15 protein-coding genes are annotated in these 19,951 nt (G+C 69.4%); 6 read left to right on the top strand and 9 right to left on the bottom strand.

Annotated elements, in window-relative coordinates; all coding sequences use genetic code 11:
- Positions 1-6 precede the first annotated feature (6 nt).
- The 7 genes from ABZY89_RS19975 to ABZY89_RS19945 all read right to left on the bottom strand — a co-directional run bounded on the left by ABZY89_RS19975 (position 7) and on the right by ABZY89_RS19945 (position 11,764).
- Entirely contained in the window at positions 7-1,224 is a 1,218-nt protein-coding gene (locus ABZY89_RS19975) for a hypothetical protein (RefSeq protein WP_355229997.1), read from the bottom strand.
- Between the two features lie 97 nt (positions 1,225-1,321).
- Positions 1,322-1,858, bottom strand: a complete 537-nt coding sequence (locus ABZY89_RS19970; protein ID WP_355229996.1) for a DUF1697 domain-containing protein — start codon at positions 1,856-1,858, stop codon at positions 1,322-1,324.
- A 4-nt stretch (positions 1,859-1,862) separates the two neighbouring features.
- Complete coding sequence (locus tag ABZY89_RS19965; protein WP_355229994.1) at positions 1,863-4,388, bottom strand: bifunctional FO biosynthesis protein CofGH; 2,526 nt, start codon at positions 4,386-4,388, stop codon at positions 1,863-1,865.
- Between the two features lie 37 nt (positions 4,389-4,425).
- Positions 4,426-6,702, bottom strand: coding sequence for a protein kinase (locus ABZY89_RS19960; protein ID WP_355229992.1), 2,277 nt, complete (start codon positions 6,700-6,702; stop codon positions 4,426-4,428).
- A gap of 114 nt (positions 6,703-6,816) precedes the next feature.
- Positions 6,817-8,001, bottom strand: a complete 1,185-nt coding sequence (locus ABZY89_RS19955) for a hypothetical protein (RefSeq protein WP_355229991.1) — start codon at positions 7,999-8,001, stop codon at positions 6,817-6,819.
- A 332-nt stretch (positions 8,002-8,333) separates the two neighbouring features.
- Positions 8,334-10,631, bottom strand: coding sequence for an MMPL family transporter (locus ABZY89_RS19950; RefSeq protein WP_355229989.1), 2,298 nt, complete (start codon positions 10,629-10,631; stop codon positions 8,334-8,336).
- Positions 10,632-10,723: 92 nt separating this feature from the next.
- Positions 10,724-11,764 (bottom strand): LLM class F420-dependent oxidoreductase, encoded by a 1,041-nt coding sequence (locus tag ABZY89_RS19945; protein WP_355229987.1) that lies wholly within the window; start codon positions 11,762-11,764, stop codon positions 10,724-10,726.
- A gap of 23 nt (positions 11,765-11,787) precedes the next feature.
- Here ABZY89_RS19945 and fgd point away from each other — a divergent pair, with 23 nt between their 5' ends.
- The 4 genes from fgd (at position 11,788) to ABZY89_RS19925 (ending at position 15,554) form a co-directional block, all read left to right on the top strand.
- Positions 11,788-12,792 carry a glucose-6-phosphate dehydrogenase (coenzyme-F420) gene (gene fgd / locus ABZY89_RS19940; RefSeq protein ID WP_355229985.1) on the top strand — a complete coding sequence of 335 codons (1,005 nt, stop codon included), beginning with the start codon at positions 11,788-11,790 and terminating at the stop codon, positions 12,790-12,792.
- Positions 12,793-12,964: 172 nt separating this feature from the next.
- Positions 12,965-13,927: an RNA polymerase subunit sigma-70 gene (locus tag ABZY89_RS19935; protein ID WP_355229983.1), complete on the top strand. Its 963-nt coding sequence runs from the start codon at positions 12,965-12,967 to the stop codon at positions 13,925-13,927.
- Between the two features lie 98 nt (positions 13,928-14,025).
- Positions 14,026-14,808 carry an SDR family oxidoreductase gene (locus tag ABZY89_RS19930; protein ID WP_355229981.1) on the top strand — a complete coding sequence of 261 codons (783 nt, stop codon included), beginning with the start codon at positions 14,026-14,028 and terminating at the stop codon, positions 14,806-14,808.
- Between the two features lie 20 nt (positions 14,809-14,828).
- Entirely contained in the window at positions 14,829-15,554 is a 726-nt protein-coding gene (locus ABZY89_RS19925) for a hypothetical protein (RefSeq protein WP_355229980.1), read from the top strand.
- 16 nt (positions 15,555-15,570) lie between these two features.
- Here ABZY89_RS19925 and ABZY89_RS19920 read toward each other — a convergent pair whose 3' ends face one another.
- Positions 15,571-16,749, bottom strand: a complete 1,179-nt coding sequence (locus ABZY89_RS19920; RefSeq protein ID WP_355229978.1) for an alpha/beta fold hydrolase — start codon at positions 16,747-16,749, stop codon at positions 15,571-15,573.
- 128 nt (positions 16,750-16,877) lie between these two features.
- Here ABZY89_RS19920 and ABZY89_RS19915 point away from each other — a divergent pair, with 128 nt between their 5' ends.
- Positions 16,878-17,756, top strand: coding sequence for a glycerophosphodiester phosphodiesterase family protein (locus ABZY89_RS19915; protein ID WP_355229976.1), 879 nt, complete (start codon positions 16,878-16,880; stop codon positions 17,754-17,756).
- Between the two features lie 29 nt (positions 17,757-17,785).
- On the top strand, positions 17,786-18,406 hold the full coding sequence (locus ABZY89_RS19910; protein WP_355229974.1) for a helix-turn-helix domain-containing protein: 621 nt from the start codon (positions 17,786-17,788) through the stop codon (positions 18,404-18,406).
- 700 nt (positions 18,407-19,106) lie between these two features.
- Here ABZY89_RS19910 and ABZY89_RS19905 read toward each other — a convergent pair.
- Positions 19,107-19,951 (bottom strand): DUF222 domain-containing protein (locus tag ABZY89_RS19905; protein ID WP_355229972.1); only part of this gene is annotated, 845 nt, incomplete at its 5' end.

Here is a 19,951-nt window from a genome sequence, read left to right as displayed (position 1 = left end):
CCCAGCCTACGAGCCGCTGAACGTCGCCTTCAGACTGCCCGCGCTCGCGACGATCTTCCCCTTCTTGCCGGTGACCATCAGGCCGGGCGTGCGGGCCTTGCCGCTGGCGTCGGCCTTGATCTTGACCGTGCAGGTCGGTTTCTTGCCGGCGCACTTGAAGTCACCCGTCGGCCGGTAGGTAACCGTCATCGTCTGGTTGTCGGCCAACCCCTCGAGGTAGGCCGCCATGTAGGTGCACTTCGGCTTCCCCTTCGGGCACGAGCGCTCGACCGTGTGCCACTCCATCCGGGCCGCGGCCGCCTTGCCGCAGAGCTTGGCCGGCTCGCCGGCGCGGACCGTGCCCCAGGCGTACGTCACCTTGGTGGTCGCCTCCACGCACACCTCGGTGCCGCCCTTGGCGACCGGCAGGGTGTAGGTGAGCTCCGGATCCTCGCCGGCGGTCGGCTGGGTGGCGCCGTCATCGATGGAGGCGATGCCGGAGGTGACCGCCGGGGCGGTGACCTTCAGCGTGACCTCGCGGTAGCCCGCCGCGGCGGCTCCGGTCGGTGCCTCGGGTGTGCGGGCGTAGCAGCTGTCGAGGTGGGTGATCGCGTCGACGTTCTTGGCGGCGAGGTCCTCGTCGGTGAGCCGCAGGTTGGTGACGGCCAGGACGCCGGCGATCGCGGGGCGGCCGACCTCCCGGAGGCATCGGGGATCATCGAGCGTCCAGGCGTCCGCGACCTGCCTGCTCCAGCTGTTGGCGCCACCATCGGCGCAGTCGAGCAGCTGCGCGTACCACTGCGAGCCCAGCGCCGAGGGCCACTCCCCGGCATAGCTGAACCCGCTGCCGGCCTTGGTGACCACTCCGGCATCGGTGAGTGCGGCGCTGCCCTTGTCCTTGACCATGGCGTCCGCGGCGCAGCGGATCTGCTCGGGGTCGGCCCAGGCCGGGGTGTCACCGGCGAGGGCGAGAGTGCGCGCGACGTCCTTCTCGGCACCGCGCAGCGGACCGATCTCGCCGGTGAAGTAGGCCCACGCCGAGGTGCCGAGGAAGGCCACCGCGACGAGTACGCCGACGCTCACGAGCCAGCGAAGCGCCAGGCGTACGGGGCGGCCCCGGTCGCGCCGCCGCCGTGGCAGCGGCGGCAGCCCGAGCCGTCGCCGACGGGCCTCCTCAGCCGCCGCGTTGGCGAGCTCGGTGGGTTTCGGTTGTTGCTGAGCGGTGCTGCCGGTGGGGTCGGACATCTCACTCTTCTCGAGACGGTTCAGCGAGGATCGTAGAGGGTAGTCGTTTCCGATACCCCCTGCCACTCCCTGGTGGCTTCCGCCTCAACGACGCGGACTACTTCCACGTTGCGGCGACCCTCAACAGCCGGTCGATGGAGCCGCGGGTCCTCGTCGTGGCCACGCCACCGGTGGCCCGTTCCAGTTCGAAGGTGGGACTCCCCGCGGAGTTGCGGGGTTTGCGCATCAGGCTCAGGGCGATCCCGTCTCCGATGTGCAGCACGTCGACGTCGTCTTTGGAGTTGGTCCACGGCGTCGACCAGCTCGGCTCCTTGCCGCCCCGGAAGAACGTCACGGTCTCGCGGTACGTGCGGGGGGACTGGTGCTTCTCGAACACCCCCAGCGCAAGCACACGTTCCAGATCTGCCAGCGGCCTCACGATGGCCGCGTCGTCGTACCCTGCCAGGGAGCCCAGTTCGCCGGCTGCCGCAGCCACGACCTTCTCGGGGGCCGCGGCTTCGAGCAACACCGTCCCGTTCGTCTGGAACGACCTCACGCGCAAGGCGCCGCCCCGCTCGAGCGCACCCTCCAGTTGCTCCCGGTTCGGCGACCCGGCATGACCGAGGTTGAGGTTCCGGTAGAACACGACGTGCATCAGGTCATCGGCCTTCGTACAAGGTCGTCCGCTCGCGTACGTCGCGGCCGATGCCTGCACCGATCTCCTCGAGCTCGGCGACGGTTTTTGCCGAGCCGTGCTCGGAGCCCGCCATCCGGGAGATGGTCTCCTCCATCAGGGTGCCGCCGAGGTCGTTGGCGCCGGCTTGGAGCATGGCCCTGGTGCCGTCGATGCCGAGCTTGACCCAGCTCGTCTGGATGTTGTCGATGCGGCCGTGGAGCATGATCCGGGCCAGGGCGTGGACGGCGAGGTTGTCGCGCATGGTCGGGCCCGGGCGGGCTGCGCCGGCGAGGTAGATCGGTGCGCTGGTGTGCACGAAGGGGAGGGGTACGAACTCGGTGAATCCGGCGTTTCCGTGCTCGCGGGCCTGGTCCTGGATGCCGGCCAGGACGCGGAGGTGACCGACCCAGTGGCGCGGGTTGTCGACGTGGCCGTACATCATCGTCGAGGTCGTCGGGATGCCGACGCGGTGGGCGGTGGAGACGATCTCGATCCAGGTCTTGGCGGGTAGCTTGCCCTTGGTCAGGACCCAGCGGACCTCGTCGTCGAGGATCTCGGCGGCGGTGCCGGGGAGCGAACCCAGCCCGGCCTCGCGGACCTTGATCAGGAAGTCCTCGATGGAGAGTCCGGTGCGGGAGGTGCCGTTGACGATCTCCATCGGGGAGAAGGCGTGCACGTGCATCTCGGGCACCCGCTGCTTGACCGCCTGGACGAGGTCGAAGTACGCCGTCGACGGGAGCTCGGGGTCGATCCCGCCCTGCATGCAGACCTCGGTGGCACCGAGGTCCCAGGCCTCCTCGGCGCGGTCGGCGACCTGGTCCAGATCGAGGGAGTACGCATCCGCGTCCGTCTTGCGCTGGGCGAAGGCGCAGAACCGGCAGCCGACGTAGCAGACGTTGGTGAAGTTGATGTTGCGGTTGACGACGTACGTCACGGTGTCGCCGTTGACCTGTTGGCGCAGGTCGTCGGCGAGCTTGGTGACCTGGCGCAGCAGGTCGCCCTCGGCGGTCATCAGGGTCAGAGCGTGCTCGTCGGAGAGGTTGCCGGGGTCCTTCTCGGCCGCGGCGAGTGCCTCGTGTCCCTCGGCATGGAGTACGGCCGGAGCACCGGTCGCGGTGGCTGCCTCCCGAACGGCGTCCCAGTCGCCGTAGACCGTCTCGAAGTCGTCCCTGCGGTCGTTGGTGCGACCCTCGGTGTCGACCGAGGCGTGCAGGTCGACCCGGCCGGCCGCGGTGAAGCCGCCGTCGGGCTCCTGCCACGGGTGCCCTTCGGGCCGGATGCCGTCACGGGCCAGCCCGTCGTCGTCGGCGAGGGCCTCGACGTGGGACAGGACGCGCGGGTCGATCCATGCCTGCCCCTCGCGCAGGGTGCCGTTGACGTACTCGGGGTGGACGGTCAGCCGCGGCCGCAGCCTGAAGCCGGCCTCGGCGGACACCTGGCGCAGCGCGTCCAGCGAGGGCCAGGGGCGCTCGGGGTTGACGTGGTCGGGCGTCAGCGGCGAGACGCCGCCCCAGTCGTCGATCCCGGCACCGAGCAGCGCACGGCACTCGTCGAGGTCGACCAGGTTGGGTGGTGCCTGGACCCGGGCCTTGGGGCCGAGGACGATCCGGGTGACCGCGATCGCGGCCAGATACTCATCCAGCCCCAGGTCGTCGACGTGGCGCATCGCGGTCGACGGCTTGGCCCGGAAGTTCTGCACGATGATCTCCTGCAGCCCTGCGTAGGCCTTGTGCACCTTCCGCAGCGCGAAGATCGTCTCCGCACGCTCGGTGAGCGTCTCACCGATGCCGACCAGGAGTCCGGAGGTGAACGGGATCGAGAGACGACCGGCGTCCTCGAGCACCCGCAGGCGCACCGCCGGGTCCTTGTCGGGTGAGCCGTAGTGGGCCTCGCCCTTGGTCTCGAACAGCCGTCGGCTGGTGGTCTCCAGCATCATCCCCATCGAGGGGGAGACCGGCTTGAGCCGGTTCATCTCCTCCCACGACATCACCCCGGGGTTGAGGTGGGGCAGCAGTCCGGTCTCCTCGAGCACCCGGATCGCCATCGCCCGCACATAGTCCAGGGTCGACTCATAGCCACGGGACTCCAGCCACTCCCGTGCCTCGGGCCAGCGGTCCTCGGGCCGGTCCCCGAGGGTGAACAGCGCCTCCAGACAACCGAGCTTGGCGCCCTCGGCGGCGATCTCGAGGATCTCGTCGGGGCTCAGGTAGGGTTCGCGGCCCTCACGCTCGGCCTGCCCCGGCGTCTCCACGAACGTGCAGTAGTGACATCGGTCCCGGCACAGCTTGGTCACCGGGATGAAGACCTTCGGCGAGTACGTCACCGTCTCGGGTCGCCCGGCCGCGACCAGCCCGGCGTCGCGTACCTTCGCCGCGGCGGTGGTCAGTCGTTCGAGGTCATCGCCCCTGGCCGCGAGGAGTGCCGAAGCCTCCGCCACGTCCAGGGCTGCGCCGCGTTCGGCCCGGGCCAGCGCCCGGCGGATCTGCTGAGGTGTCGGCTGCTCGCTCATCACCAAGCAGCCTAGTATGGGCCGCCCAGTTGTCGAACTAGTTGTCGATCTGGGCGCTCGCTCCGGGGGCCGTGGCGACGAACCTGTCCGTCCAGTCCTGCGGGCCCGACCACTGGACGACGGCGCCCCGGCCGTCGCCGGCGGGAGTGCCTGGGTAGGTGCACTGAGCGCCCTTCGCATCCGAGCACTTACCGCCGTTGCGGGTGAGCTTCACGTTGAACTTCTTGCCGGGCTCGAAGCCCTCGAAGTTGAGCTGCCAGGTGTTGCACGCGATCTTCCGCTTCGTGTAGGTCGGGTCGGTGCACTTGTCGAGCTTGTCCCAGACGAGCTTTTTCGGCTCGGCCTTGCCACACGCGTCGGCGTCGGTGGCCTTCTCGGTGCCCCAGGCAAAGGTGACGGTGGTCTTGACCGCGATGCAGCCCTCGACGCCACCCTCGGTGACGGGGAGCTCGTAGGTGGAACCCTTGAGCTCGTCGTAGCTGCCGCTGCCCTTCTTGGCGATGCCGATCACCGACTCGCCGCCGGGAGCGGTGGGCTCCTGTACGTCGAAGTCGACCTGCATATACGCAGGCTTGGGGGTCACCTTGGCGCCGAGCGCGTCGGCCTTGACGTAGCACGCGTCGAGGGCCTTGACGGCCTTCTCGCTGGCTGGGCCGGCGGCGCCGGTGTCGCCGTCCTTGAGGAGGTCCCCGACCGCGAGGAGGCCGGCCATGGAGGTCTTGTCGACCTCCTTCTCCATACAGCGGGTGTCGCCGACCTTCCAGTTGTCGCCGATCTCAGTCGCCCAGGACTCGGTGCAGTCGAGCATGCCCTGGGTGAACTTCATCGCGTCGTCGGCGGGCCATTCGCCGGTGTAGGTCCAGTCGTCGCCCGCGTCCACGACCCCGTGGGAGCGCAGTTCGGCGGCGGGAACCTTCCCGACCAGGGTCTCGGCCGCGCAGGTCATCTGGTCCTCGGTGGCCCAGCCCGGCTTGGGTACGCCACTGGCGATCGCCTCGGCCGCCTTGGCGTCGTCGCCGTGGAGGCCGAAGATGCCGAAACCCTGGGTGAAGATGCCGACGCCGAGGAGCAGTACCGCGGCGACCCCGCCGCCGACGATGGTGAGGAGCTTCTTCTTGTCGCCGCCCTCGCCCTGGCCGGCGCTGGAGTGGTGCGACGGTAGCCATTCGGGCTGCCCGCCGCCGGCACCGGTGCTGCCGGTCGAGGATGCTGCCGCCGCGGCGGCAGCCGCCTGGGGCAGACCCTTGCCGCTGTGCACGACCGTGGAGTCGGTCTCGTTGGCGAGCGGGGCGGGGGTCGGGGTGCCTTCGCCCGGGCGTTTGACGATCGTCGGCTGGGCTTCGGCCTCGGGCGCCGGGGTGCCGCCGCCGGAGGTTCCGCTGGAAGTCGTGTCGTAGCTGACACCGGGTCGGGAACCGAGATCGGCAGCGCCGGCTCCGGCGGCAGCGCCTACGACACCACCACCGAGTCCGGACTCCTCGAGCCGGTCGGCGGCCTTGTCGAGGGCCTTGGCGAGCTCGGCGGCGGTCCGGAAGCGGTTCTCCGGCTTCTTCGCCAGCGCCCGCTGGATGATCGGGTTGATCAGGTCGGCGCCAGGCGTCGAAGCGAGCAGCCGGGGCACCGGGTTGTTGATGTGGGCGCTCATCAGCTCGAAGTCGGTGCCGGTGTAGGGGGCCTTGCCGGTCAGGCAGGCCCACAGCAGACAGCCGGCGGCGTAGATGTCGCCCGCCGCGGTCGCCTGCTCACCCATGTGACGTTCGGGCGACATGTAGGGCAGCGAGCCCACCACCGAGCCGGCCCGGGTCACGTTGGAGTCGCCCTCGGTCGCGATGCCGAAGTCGGTGAGGTAGGGGACGAGCTCGCCCTCCTGGCGCTCCCACAGGAGCACGTTGGACGGCTTCACGTCGCGGTGGACCACACCGGCGCGGTGCGCGTCGAAGAGGGCGTCGCTGACGTCACCGACCAGGCGCAGCGCCTGGACGGTCTCCAGCGCACCATTGGTCTTGAGCCAGCCGTGCAGGTCGCCATCGGGGACGTACTCGGTGACGAGGTAGACGGTGCCCTCGACCTCGCCGTATTCGATGATCTGCACGATGTTGCGCGAGCGCAGCTTGGCCAGGATGTTGGCTTCCCGCTCGAAGCGGGTGATGAAGTCCTTGTCGACCGTGAGCGAGGGCAGCACCAGCTTCAGCGCCACCTTGCGTCGCAGTGCCGGGTCCTTCGCCTGGTAGACGACACCCATGCCACCTTGACCCAGGACCCGCTCGATCACGTAGCGACCGAACTGCTCGCCTTCCTGGGGGAACGCAACCATCTTTAGAACCTCGCCCTGATTTTTTTACCCGATTCCCGACCTCTGCCGAAACCCTAGCGTCCCCTTAACGATCGTCGCGCGGCAACGCCACGGGCGAGACCAATTGTTAAGGCGTTAGTTGGGAAGGACAGCCTTGAGGCCGTCGACCTCGGCGGTGAACCGGTCCTTCCAGCCCTTGGGTGCGGTCCAGTTGGTCCACGTGCCGCTCGGCTTGGTGACGAAGGCCCTGTCCGAGCACGATCCGGAGGCCGACCGGCAGTCCCCGCCGTTGAGCTTCAGCTTGATCGTGACGCTGGAGAGGAGTTCATAGCCCTCGTAGTGGAGCGTCCAGGAGCTGCACGGGGCGTACTTCGGCTGGGCACACGACTTGTCCTTCGTCCACCACAGCCTGCGGTCCTTCGCCTTCCCGCAGGCCTCGCTCTCGCTGGTCTTGGTGGTGCCCCAGGGGTAGTTGATCGAGGCCTGGAAGGTCGCGCAGCCCTCCTGGCCGCCTTCGCGTACGGGGATGTTGATCTTCCCGCCGGTCACCGGGGCCCACTCCGAGGAGTCGGCGGACTTCGCCTGCACGACCACCTCGCTGCCTTCGACGGTCGGCGAGGTGACCGCGAAGTCGACGCCGAGCACGGCGGGGGTGGCCGTCGCGGCCGGCGCGGTGAGCTCGTCGCTGACGTAGCACTCATCGAGCGCGGCGACCGCCTTGTCGGCCTGCTTCGTGACGCCGGCGTCCTCGACCTCCATGACCTGAGTGGTGATCAGGCCGGCCATGGCGGTCTCGTCGACGTCGCCGAGGCAGTCGGTGTCGGTCAGTGCCCACTCCTTGCCGATCGCCTTGCTCCAGTCACCCGAGCAGGAGAGCAGACCCTCGGAGTACGTCGTCGCCTGCTGTCCCCGCCACGCGCCGGTGTAGGTCACCGACTCGCCGGAGATCTGGATCAGCCCGGCCTTGCGCAGGGCGTCGCTGCGCTCGTCCTTGACCAGCTGCTCGGCGGCACACTTGGCGTCGCCGGCCGAGGCCCAGGCCGGCTTCGGCGCGTCCGCGGCGATCGCGGTCACCGCCTTCTTGTCCTCGGCGCTCAGCGGGCCGAACCCGAGACGCCCGGTGAAGAACGCCCACGCCCCGGTGCCGAGCAGTGCGACGAGCACCACCGCGCCGGCGGCACCCAGCCCGATCAGCAGTCCCTTGTTGCTCTTCTTCGGCTGCTGGTGGTGCGGCGGCAGCCCATAGCCCGAGGCGTACGCAACCGGCGGCTGCCCCAGAGGCGGGCCGTAGCCGCTGGGCGGCGCCGCCGGCATCGCCATCGTGGGTGGCGGCGGGGGCGGTGCCGTCGGCGGCTGAGCAGGCGGACGTGAGGAGGGAGGGGGCGACGAGGGGGGAGGCGACGACGGGGGAGGCGGAGGCGGCGGCGGAGTGGGGCTCGCGCTGGGGATCCGGGTCGCGTCCGGGTCGATGGGGTTCGCCGGCTCAGGCGCCGGAGGCGGCGTGGGCCGCGGCGTACCCGGTCTCGTCTTGTCCTGGTCGTCTGGCCCCATGTCGCACGCCCCGCATGTCAGTGAAGTGGAGCGACCGGGCCGAGCGACCCGAGTCGTAGGGCACATCGTAAAGACACTTCGCCGAATTCGCAGCCGGGGCCTCAGTACTGGCCAGGATTGCGGGGCCGGTGCTGCTGTTGCGGGTGACCGCGGAGGTCCCGAGGGGGCCTTGGGCCGCGCATGGGCGGGGGCTGGCGGAGCTGGTGATCAAGTGGATGATGGGGCTGGTGATGGGCGGGGGCCATCGGTCTCCGACCGGCCACCGGATGCGGCGAACGAATTCTCGTTCGCCCGCGGGCGAGCCTGCTCGGCCACCAGATGACGTCGCCCAGATCGAGGTTGATGGCGGTGACCAGGATGGAGCGGACGACGAGGGTGTCGAGGAGTACGCCGAGGGCGATCGCCAGGCCGATCTCGATGAAGCTCACGTGCGGCAGCGTGGTGAGCACCGCGAACGTCGCGGCCAGGACGATGCCGGCGCTGGTGATGACCCCGCCGGTCGCCGAGAGGGCGACCAGGGAGGCGCGCCGGGTGTCGCCGTGCTCGACGACCTCCTCGCGGACCCGGTGCATCAGGAAGATGTTGTAGTCGATGCCCAGCGCGACCAGGAAGACGAAGACGAACAGCGGGAACTCGCGGCCCTGCCCGGCGAACCCCATCGCGTCGAAGATGATCGCCGAGAGGCCGAGCGCGGCGCCGAAGCTGAGCACGACCGTGGCCATCAGCAGCAGCGGGGAGAGGACCGAGCGGAGCAGGATCATCAAGATGATCAGCACCAGCCCGAGCACCAGCGGCATCACGACCTTGGTGTCCCGGTCGGTCGCCGAGGCCATGTCGAGCTGGATCGCGGCGGTGCCGGTGGCGAGCGCGTCGGCGCCTTCGACCGAGTGGACGACCCCGCGTACGTCCTCGACGGTGTCGAACGACGCCTTCGACATCGGGTCGGTGGCCAGCGGGACCGCGGTCAGCGCGACCTCGTGGGTGCCGTCGGTGACCGGGGTGACGCCCTCGTAGCCGGCCTTCGTGAGCGACTCGACGACGTCCTTCTCGGTGCCCGGGGCCGAGACGACCTGGATCGGGTTGGAGGGGTCGCCGAGGTCGTGCTCCTCGAGTACCCGGTCGCCGATCAGCGACGGGAAGTCCTTGGTGTAGGTCTCCGAGCTGTCCAGCGTGGTGATGTTGAGCATCGAGAGCCCGCCGCAGCAGGCCAGCAGCACCGCGGCGGTGCCGATCCAGACCGCCCGGGGCCGCTTCCGGATCCAGCCGCCGAGCCGCGCCCAGATGCCGCCGGACTTCTCGCCGGAGGTGCCGTACGCCGGCTTGACCGGCCAGAACACCCAGCGACCCGTGATCACCAGCAGGGCCGGGAGCAGGGTCAGCATCACGACCAGGCCGGCGACGATGCCGATCGCACAGACCGGGCCGAGGCTGGCCGTCGACCCCATGGTGGCGACCATCAGGCCGAGCATGCCGACGGTGACCGTGCCGGCCGAGGCGATGATCGCGGGCGCTGACCCGCGCAGCGCCGCCGCCATCGCCTTGTGCCGGTCCTCGTGACGGCCCAGCTCCTCGCGATAGCGGGCGATGAGCAGCAGCGCGTAGTCGGTGCCGGCGCCGAAGACGAGCACGTCGAGGATCGCCCGGTTCATCTGGTTGAGGGTCAGCCCGGCGTACATCGCGCAGAGATAGACGACGCCCATCGACACGACCAGTGCGACCAGCACCGAGACGAGCGGGAGGAACCACAGCACCGGGCTGCGGTAGGTGATCAGCAGGATCACGATGACCACGCCCGCGGCGGCGTAGAGCAGCGCACCGCCGATGCCGGCGCCCGCCTCCATCTGGTCGGCCGTGGAACCACCCGCGCCGCCGATGTAGACGTCGACGCCGTCGATCTTCGTCATCTCGACCAGGTCGTCGCGCAGCTCGAGCAGCGCGGTCGGGTCCTCGTCGGCGTAGTTGACCACGAGCGAGACCGTGGCGACCTCGCCGTCGGCGGAGACCAGGCCGTGCTTCTGGCCCTTCTTCTCCCCGGTCGGATAGGCGATCGCCGGCATCACCGGCTGATCGGGTTTGCTCTCCTGGGTGACCACGCCATCAAGCGACGCGATCTCCGGGATCTGCAGCACGATCGCGGTGTAGTCGGACTTCGTCAGACCACCCTCGCGGTGGTAGACGATCGTCGTGGTGAGGTCGTCGGGGTCCTGCACCTTGGCGAGCTCGTCGATCGCCTGGGTCGACTCCGCGTTGGCCGGGAGCCAGTCGGAGTTGTCGTGGGACTCGACGTCGCCGAGCTTGCCGGTCAGCGGACCCATCAGGACCAGCATCACCAGCCAGAAGCCGAGCACGACCCACTTGGTGACGGGCCCGGTGATGGCGCTGACGATCCGCTCAGACATGCGTCCATGCAACCAATGCCCGTGGGGGCAGCGTCACATCGGGACGGTCGGGGCCGTCGTGGGTGTAAGGGAGTTCACACGGCCGGCCAGGGTCAGACCAGCCACTCCTTGACCTGGGCGATCGACGCGAGACCGTCGGTGCCGAAGGCGGGGGTGACCTGGAGGCTGGTCACACCGGCCTCCTTGAACGCCGCGATCCGCTCCTTCACGAACGACTCCGTTCCAACCAGGTTGCCGGCCTCGAGCCAGGCGTCGGGGACCTCGGCCTCGGCGTCGCGCTTGTGGCCGTCGAGGTAGAGGTCCTGGATCTTCTTGGCCGCGTCCCCGAAGCCGTACTTCACGGCCATGTCGTTGTAGAAGTTCTTGCCGCGGGCACCCATGCCGCCGACGTACAGAGCCAGCAGTCCGCGCATCGTGTCGCGGTGGCGCTTGGCCTCGTCGGGGTCGTCGGTGATCGCGAGGAGGCCGCCGGCGGAGATCTCGAGCGGCTTCAGGTCGGCCGAGCGCTTGGCCAGGCCCTTGTCGATGGCCTCGCCCCAGACCTCGCGGGCCTTGTCGGGCAGGAACTGGAACGGCAGCCAGCCGTCGGCGATCTCGGCCGTCATGGCGACGTTGTTGTCACCGAGCGCGGCCACCCAGATCGGGGTGTCGGCACGCTCGGGCCGGTTGAGCAGCTTGAGCGGCTTGCCGAGGCCGGTGCCCTGGTCGGCCGGCAGCGGGATCTTGTAGAGGCCGTCGCTCTTCAGCCGCTCGCCCCGCAGGCCGGCGCGCAGCAGCCCGATGATCTCGCGGGTGCGGGTCAACGGCTTGTCGTACGCCACCCCGTGGAAGCCCTCGATGACCTGGGGCCCGCTCGCGCCGAGGCCCAGGATCGCGCGGCCGCCGGAGACGTTGTCGAGACCGGCCGCGGTCTGGAGCAGCGCTCCCGGCGTACGGCTGTAGATGTTGAGGATGCCCGCGCCGAGCTCGACGGTCTCGGTCTTGGCGGCCAGGTAGCCGAGCAGCGAGACCGCGTCGAAGCCGTACGGCTCGGCGACCCAGAGCTGGTCGAGCCCCGCCTTCTCCAGGCCGACGACCTGGTCAGCGGTCTCCCGCGGGTTGCCGAAGTAGGTCAAGGGCATCGCAAGCTTCATGCCGAGGAGGCTACCGTGACCGTGTGACGGAGATCAGGTTCGGATACAAGGCGTCCAACGAGCAGTTCGCACCCACGGAGCTGCTGAACTACGGCGTGATGGCGGAGGAGCAGGGTTTCGACTCGGTCTTCATCTCCGACCATCTCCAGCCCTGGAGACACGACGGCGGTCACGCGCCGTTCGCGATGACCTGGCTGGGCGCGCTCGGTGCGCGCACGGAGCGGATCGTGATGGGCACCTCGGTGCTCACCCCGACGTTCCGCTACCACCCGGCGATCGTGGCGCAGTCCTTCGCAACCCTGGGCTCGCTCTTCCCCGACCGCGTCGTGCTCGGCATGGGCACCGGTGAGGCGATGAACGAGGCTCCGTTGGGCATCGAGTGGCCCGAGGGCAAGGTGCGTTTCGCCCGGTTCCGCGAGGCCGTGCGGGTGATCAAGAAGCTCTGGTCCGAGGACCGGGTCACCTTCGAGGGCGACTACTACCAGCTCGACCGGGCGACCATCTACGACAAGCCGTCCACGCCGGTCCCGATCTACCTGGCCGGCAGCGGCCCGGCCGCGACCAAGTACGCCGGCCGTGCCGGTGACGGCTACATCACCACCTCGGGCAAGGGCACCGAGCTCTACACCGACACGCTGCTCCCGGCCGTACGGACCGGCATCGAGCTCTCCGAGCGCAAGCCGGAGGACGTGGACATGATGATCGAGGTCAAGGTCTCCTTCGACCACGACCTGGAGCAGGCGATGGAGGCGACCCGGTTCTGGGGCGCTCTCGGTCTCACCCCCGAGCAGAAGCACTCCGTCGAGGACCCGGTGGAGATGCAGCGTCTCGCCGACGCGCTCCCGACCGAGGCGACCGCCAAGCGGTTCATCGTGTCGACCGACCCCGACGAGCACGTCGCGCGGATCAAGGAATACCTCGACATGGGCTTCACCCACCTGGTCTTCCACGCCCCTGGCCCGGACCAGGCGAAGTTCCTCAAGCTCTACGGTGAGGAGATCCTCCCCAAGCTCCGCGGCCTCGTCTGAGAACGCACCAGGGCCCCGGCCGGGAGCCCAATTCACTCGCACAGCGGCCGGGACCCTGGGAGGACCGCCCCACATACTTCCTACGTCGTGCGGATGGGGTGCGTTGCAGCAGTTTGACATTGCTTGCAAAATCGGTCTCGCGACGGCCGTCCCGGGTTTACGCTCGCCAGCCATGGAACCGTTCGTGGATGCCGCAGAACAGCACCGGCGCGAGCTGCGCGTGCACTGTTACCGGATGGTGGCGAGCTTCGACGAGGCCGAGGACCTGGTGCAGGAGACCCTGGTCAAGGCCTGGGAGCGGCGCGACCAGCTGACCGACCCCGGTGCGATGCGGGCGTGGCTCTACCGGATCGCGACCAACACCTGCCTCGACTTCCTGCGCCGAAACGAACGGCGGCCGAGGACGTACGCCGCCCTGCCGGGGTTCGACCACGGGACCGGAGAGCCCCCGGAGCTGCTGGAGTGGCTCCAGCCGTTCCCGGACTCGCTGCTCGAGCCGGAGCGCCCGGAGGAGGAGGCGGTCGCGCGGGAGACGATCGAGCTGGTCTTCCTCACCGCGATCCAGCACCTGACCCCGCAGCAGCGGGCGGTCTTCGTCTTCCGCGAGGTGCTCGGCTGGTCGGCCGCCGACACCGCGGCCGCGCTCGACGTCACCGTCGCCACCGTGAACTCGCTGCTGCAGCGAGCCAAGCCGGCGCTGCGCCGGCACCTGCCCGAGGACCGGTCGACCTGGCGTACCGAGGGGCCGACCGAGGAGGAGCGGAAGGTCATCGACGCCTACATCGCCGCCGGGGCGAGCAACTGGCGCGAGGGCATCGCCGACCTGCTGACCAGCGACGCCGTGCTCACCATGCCGCCGAACCCGTTCTGGTTCACCACCCGCGACGCGCTGCTGTCGTTCGTGCTGCCCAACCTCGACCCGTCCTCGCCGACCTACCTGGGCGAATGGAAGTTCATCCCGGCGCAGGCCAACCGGATGCCCGCGGTCGCGGGTTACGTACGCCGCCCGGGCACGACGATCTACCGGCCACAGACGCTCGACGTGCTCCGGATCGTCGACGGCCGGCTCGCCCAGATCACCACCTTCGAGCCGCATCTCTTCCCCGCCTTCGGGCTCCCGCAGGCGCTGACCTGAAAAAGTTTTGCGCCTACCCGATGAGTTGCTGGCGCTGCGTACGTCTTAAACGGGCAGATCACGCACACCGGGTGCGCGAGGACAGCTCAGGAGACATCATGAACGCACAGCTTCAGGACCGAACCGCCATCGTCTGGGGCGGCGCGGGCGACATCGGCTCGACGACCGCGAAGGCCTTCGCCGAGGCGGGTGCCACTGTCTACCTCGCCGGCCGCACCGAGGCCACCCTCGCCGCCAGGGCCGAGGAGGTCGGCGCGGCCGGCTACGGGGTGGTCGACATCCTCGACGAGGACGCCGTGGTCGCCTTCGTGGAGCGGGTCGTCGCCGAGACCGGCTCGCTCGACATCTCGTTCAACGTCGCCGACCGCGGCGACATCCAGGGGCAGGCGCTCCTGGAGATCTCGGCCGCCGACTACACCCAGCCGGTCGTACGCGGCATCGCCGGCTCCTTCCACACCGCCCGCGCGGCCGCCCGGCAGATGGTGGCGCAGGGCCGCGGCGTCGTGCTCGCGCTCGACTCCGGCTCCGCACGCGGCTCGGCGCCCGGCATGGGCGGCACCAGCGCCGCCGACGGTGCCCTCGACGCGCTGGTCCGTGATCTCGCCGCTGAGGTCGGCCACTCCGGCGTACGCGTCGTGGGGATCTGGACCGCCGGGATCACCGAGACGTTCACCGCGGAGAAGTTCGAGCGGGTCCTCGGGACGCGGCTTCCGGAGGAGGCCCTCGACGGGATCCGGGCGAACCTCGACGGCATGCGGATGACCAAGCGTTCGCCGCGCCTGAAGGAGGTCGCCGACACCGCGACGTTCCTCGCCTCCGACGGCGCCGGCGCGATCACCGGCACCTGGCTCAACGTGTCCAGTGGGATGTACCCGAGCTGAACCGGGTTATGGTTCCCGGCATGTCCTGGACCAGGGGTGAGCCGCTCACCGACGTACATCGGGAGCGGCTCATCGCTGCGGGGCTCGAGCCGGAGGTGCTTGCCGGGCTCGAGCTCAGCGAGATCACCGGGCCGTTGCCGGAGTGGTGGCACGAGGGCGGCAACGCGCTCTACCTGCGCGACGGGTTCCCCCTCGACGAGCGGCTGATCGAGCTGCTCGGGTTCTACCCGTTCTCCGACGCACTGATCGTGGTCGCGACCGACATCACCTCGATGCAGGCGCTGCTGGTCGGCGGCGACTCGCCGACCATCTTCATCGGCCCGGACACCAGCATGGTCTGGGGCGAGATCTACTGCGGCGGCGGTTCGGCGGTGATCCTCTCCGGTGGTCTCGTCGCGACCTCGCGCGCCCAGATCGACGCCCGCAACGGCGGCTCGATCGTGGCTGCCCGCGACCAGCTCTGGGCGGCCAACGTCTACGTCGCGACCGACGACATGCACCGGCTCGAGGACGCTGAGACGGGGCAGCGGATCAATCCGTACGGCGCCAACATCCGCTTCGGCGAGCACGTCTGGCTCGGCCGCGACGTGATCGTCACCGGCCACGCCGAGATCGGTGACGGTGCCGTCGTCGGCATGCGCGCGATGGTCCGCAACCAGAAGGTGGAGCCGCGTACGGCCGTGGCCGGCGTCCCCGCCCGACTGATCCGCGAGAACGTCGTCTGGTCCGGCGAGGACACCCCCTGATCCCTGTCCCGTGTGCTCAGAGGTCGAGCAGCGGCACGAGAGCGCGAGCGAACTCTGCGGGAACCGCACTTGCGCCCACGTGGTTGCCGGGCATGTCGATCAAGGGTTGACCCAGCAGAGCGGCCAGGGCCTGGGCCGCCCGACGCGCCATCTGGTGATGGCTCAGCGTGCCGGCGCACACGGTCAGCCGGGCTCGACGTACGGCCTCGATGTCGGGCTCGTAGAAGACGCTGGGGCCGGCCATCTGGCCGAGGAAGTAGCGGTTCTTCTCGAGTTCCTCGGTCGGTAGGTCCGGCAGCGCGATATGCGCGGGAGGCACCTGATCCCGGCCTGTGTGGTGGGCGGCGCCGCTGAGGTCGAAGAACTCCTGCACGGCCTGCTGAGGATCAGTCGTCGCGACAGCGAACGCCGAGGCAGCGCGGTCAGCGAGGGCGGAATCGTCCAGGAGAATGATCAGGGGCGGCTCGTGCAGCACGGCCGATCCGATGATCTCGGGATGCTGCTTGGCGAGCTCGAGAAGGGTCACAGCTCCGCCGCTCGTACCGACGAAGAACGCCGGCGCACCGGTGAATGCGTCGACCAGCGCGGCAAGGTCTCCAGCGAGGACTTCGGGCGTCGGCCCAGCCATTCCAGGCGTCACGCGACTGGCCCCGATGCCGCGAGGATCATGGGTGACGACGGTGAACTGCTCCGCCAGCTCCTCCGCGAGAGCTGCGAACCCAGCTCGTCCTGCCGGCGCTCCTACGAGGAAGAGTAGCGGCCCCGCGCCCTGGACGCTGTAGGTGATCTCCGTGTCGGGCCGCTCGAGGACGTTCATCGAGCCGGTTGCCTGATCGGTGTAGTCCGCGATCTTGCGGCTGATCACCTCGAGGGCCCGGTCCAACGCCTCACGTCGTTCTTCGACACGACGGCGATGCGCGGTGAGCAGCTCCAGCCGCAACCGCGACGGGTCGGTGACCTCGGCGTCGGCTCCGGTGAACTGCGCGATGTCGGCCAGGGGCATCCCGGTTTCGCGTAAGTGGACCAGCATGCGGATCAGGTCGACATCAGCCGCGACGTACTGACGGCGCCCAGAAGCGTCACGCCGAGGGGCAGGCAGGATCCCCTGCCTCTCGAAGTACCGCAGTGTGTCGGGCTCGAGGCCGGTACGCGCGGCGACCTCGCCGATGCCGAACTGCACTTCTTGCTCACTCATGGCGCAAGCCTCCGACCTGGACCTCGGTTCAGGTCAAATGGATCTCCGACCGAACGGCCCGCCGTTCGTAACGTCCCATTCACATTGCGCCCGCCGCGGCGTCGCTGCCGCCACGCACGCTTGACGCCATGGCATCGGCCCACCGCCCCCTTGTGATCGGCCATCGCGGAGCTCCCGGCTATCTGCCGGAGCACTCCCTGGAGTCCTACCGTCTGGCGCTGCGCCAAGGCGTGGACGCGCTCGAGACCGACGTGGTGATGACGAGCGACGGAGTGATGGTGCTCCGCCACGAGAACGAGCTCACCCGCACCACGGACGTGGCCTCGCGCCCGGAGTTCGCGGAGCGGCGTACGACCAAGGTCATCAGCGGCAAGAAGTGGACTGGCTGGTTCACCGAGGACTTCACCTTCTCCGAGCTGCTCAGCCTCGGGGCGCCGACGACGAGCCAGCCGATCATCACCCTCGACACGTTGCTGCTGCTGGTCGCAGACGAGTCGCAGCGCCGCGGGCGTCGGGTCGGGCTGCACGTAGAGGTCAAGCACCCGACGTACTTCGCCTCCATCGGCCTGCCCGTCACCGAGACCCTGCTCCAGACCCTCGCGGACCACGGCGTCGACGGCTGGAACAGCCTTCCGGGCCTGCCCACCCAGCGGCTGTGGCTGCAGAGCTTCGACGAGGCGTGGGTGCGGGAGATGAGCACCCGCACCGACCTTCCGCTGGTGCAGCTGGTCGACAAGAAGTGGGGTGCGGTCGACTGCGCGGAGATCGCGACGTACGCCCAGGCCATCGGCCCCAAGAAGTCGATGGTCCGCAAGAAGGGGCAGCCGCCCACCGGCTTGGCCGACGAGGCTCACCGGCACGGTCTGCTGGTCTTCGTGTGGACGCTGAAAGCAGGCCGCGACCAGGCGAATCGCCTCTTCGAGGCCGGTGTGGACGGGGTGTTCGCCGACTACCCGAACCGCCCGATCGCGGCCTTGGCCGACATCACACAGGTACAAACCGCCTGAGCAGGGCGCCCGCACGTAGGGTGTGGGGCATGCCGCCCCTCAACGCGGACCGCGCGGTCCTGATCGCTGCTCGGGAGGTCCTGCTCAGGGACCCCCGCGCGACCATGGCCGCGGTCGCAGAGGAGGCCGGGATGGGAGTGGCCGGGCTCTATCGCCGCTACGCCAACAAGCAGGCGCTGCTGCGGGCCGTCGCCGCCGACAGCTACCGCCGCTACATCGCCTTCGCGGAGGCGGCTCTGAGCGACACCGACGACCCGTGGCACGCGTTCACGGGCTTCCTGGGCCAGGTGCTCGACGACGGACTCCCGCGGCTCACCCTCGCCCTGCGCGACGAGGTCAGCTTCGACCAGGTCCTGCGTGAGCTGGACAACCTCGCCGTACACACCACCAACCGCCTCCTGCGCGGCGCCCGCGGCAGCGGCATCCTCCGCCCCGACGTCACCCGCGCCGACATCACCGTTCTCCTCGAGCAGATCAGCCGCATCGACGTAGGAGATGACGTACGCAGCGCCGCCCTGCGCCGCCGATACCTCGCCCTTGTCTGCGACGGCCTGCGCGCCGAGGCAGCCAGCCGCCGCCTCCCCGGTCCGCCTCCGCATGAGGCCGAGCTGATCGGGCGGTGGGCGGGGGAGATCTCCAGCGTCTCCTAGCTTGCCGGTTGGCTTCTGGGGCCGACTCGTGTCGAGTCCTTGGGTTGGTCTCGGGAGGGCGCGCGGAGGTGACCGTGGCTTCGTTTCGGCGTTCGCCGCCGACCCTTGGTTCGATTGTTTCTCGATCACGCACCGCGTCAAGGACGGCCTTCGGCCGCCGGCTTCGCCGGTCGCCTGCGGCCATCCTTGACCCGGCACCCGATCGAGAAAGATTTGGCCTGTATCGGGTCGGCGGCGAGGGTGTGGCGCAGCGGATTCAGTTTGGGTGCGGGCTTGGGGCTATGGGCTGGTCGTGTGCGGACGGGTCGGTGCCTCGTGGGTGCCTATGGCAGTGGGCGGGACCTTGTGAATCGTTCACAAGCGGGCCGTCGCTTTGGCTGGGTCGGGTTCGGTGCCGGCGGGTCACGAGTTCCCCACTTATCTGAAGAGTTCCCCACGGGCGTGGAGGTTCCCCATCCTCCGGAGCGTGGGGAACCTTCACTGCCGTGGGGAGATGTCCCCATCAGCAGGGAAGCGGCGAGGGTGAAGTGGAGAGAGCTGGCCGGAACGCTCGTGGGGCACCGGGACGGACGGCTTCAGCGAGAGCTGCGACCGGTCGGCGGCGGGGTCGTCGGGCCCGGCGGGTGAGACCCGGCGGGTGAGACCCGGCGGGTGAGACCCGGCGGGTGAGACCCGGTGTAGTGATTCCTGGCCTCGCCGGTTAGGGGCGGCGGGTGAACCGGATGCTGCCGTCGGGTAGCCGCTCATGGACGTAGGCAGGGTTGTGCGCCAAGCGGTGATGATGCGGGCAGAGCAATGCCCCGTCTTTCAGATCTGTCTTCCCGCCGGCGGCCCAGGGGTCGAGGTGGTGGGCGTCGCACCATTCCGGCGGCATGTCACAGCCCTCGGCCTGGCAGCACTTCTGCTGCAGCCGGAGTGCTTTGCGTTGGATGGGCTGGAAGAACCGGCTGCCCCGGCCAGCATCGAGAACCTCGCTGTCGCCGCCGAGGACCCAAGGGATGATCGTCGCGTTGCACGCCATCCGCCGTGCCTCGGCCGCGGTGATCGTGGTGCCGTTGGTCTCGTCATAGCCCAGGGTGGCGATGCCGAGGTCTTTGCGGAGTTCCTCGAGGGAGATGACCACGTTGATGGTGGTCGCATCGCCACCGTGCCGGGGCAGCGCCGCCGGGTCCACGGTCTCCAACAACCGGGCGAACCCCTGGCCCATCAGCCGCTCCCACGGCGGCAGCGGCGCGCCCTTGCCAACGAGCTGCTGTTTGCGGGGTTGGGCGTAGGCCTCGACCAGCCGCTTGAACCTCATCCCCATCGAGACCGGCAACACACCCTCGAACCCGACGGTGCCGTCGTGGTTGTCCCAGACCCGCAGTGCAGTCTTCTGGTGGGCGCGTTCTTCCTCAGCGAGGAGGGCTTTGGCTTCGGCGTCCTCGAATCGGGCCGGGTCGATCTCGGCCAGGATCCTTTTCCCGACGACGCGGAGCTCGTTCGCGGTCAACCCGGTGGCGTAGTCGACCAGCAGCTTCTCGGCGAGGACCAGGTCCTCGGCAC

This window comes from Nocardioides sp. NPDC006303, assembly GCF_040613175.1.
Classification (GTDB): Bacteria; Actinomycetota; Actinomycetes; order Propionibacteriales; family Nocardioidaceae; genus Nocardioides.
This window is presented reverse-complemented; position numbering and strand designations above follow the sequence as displayed.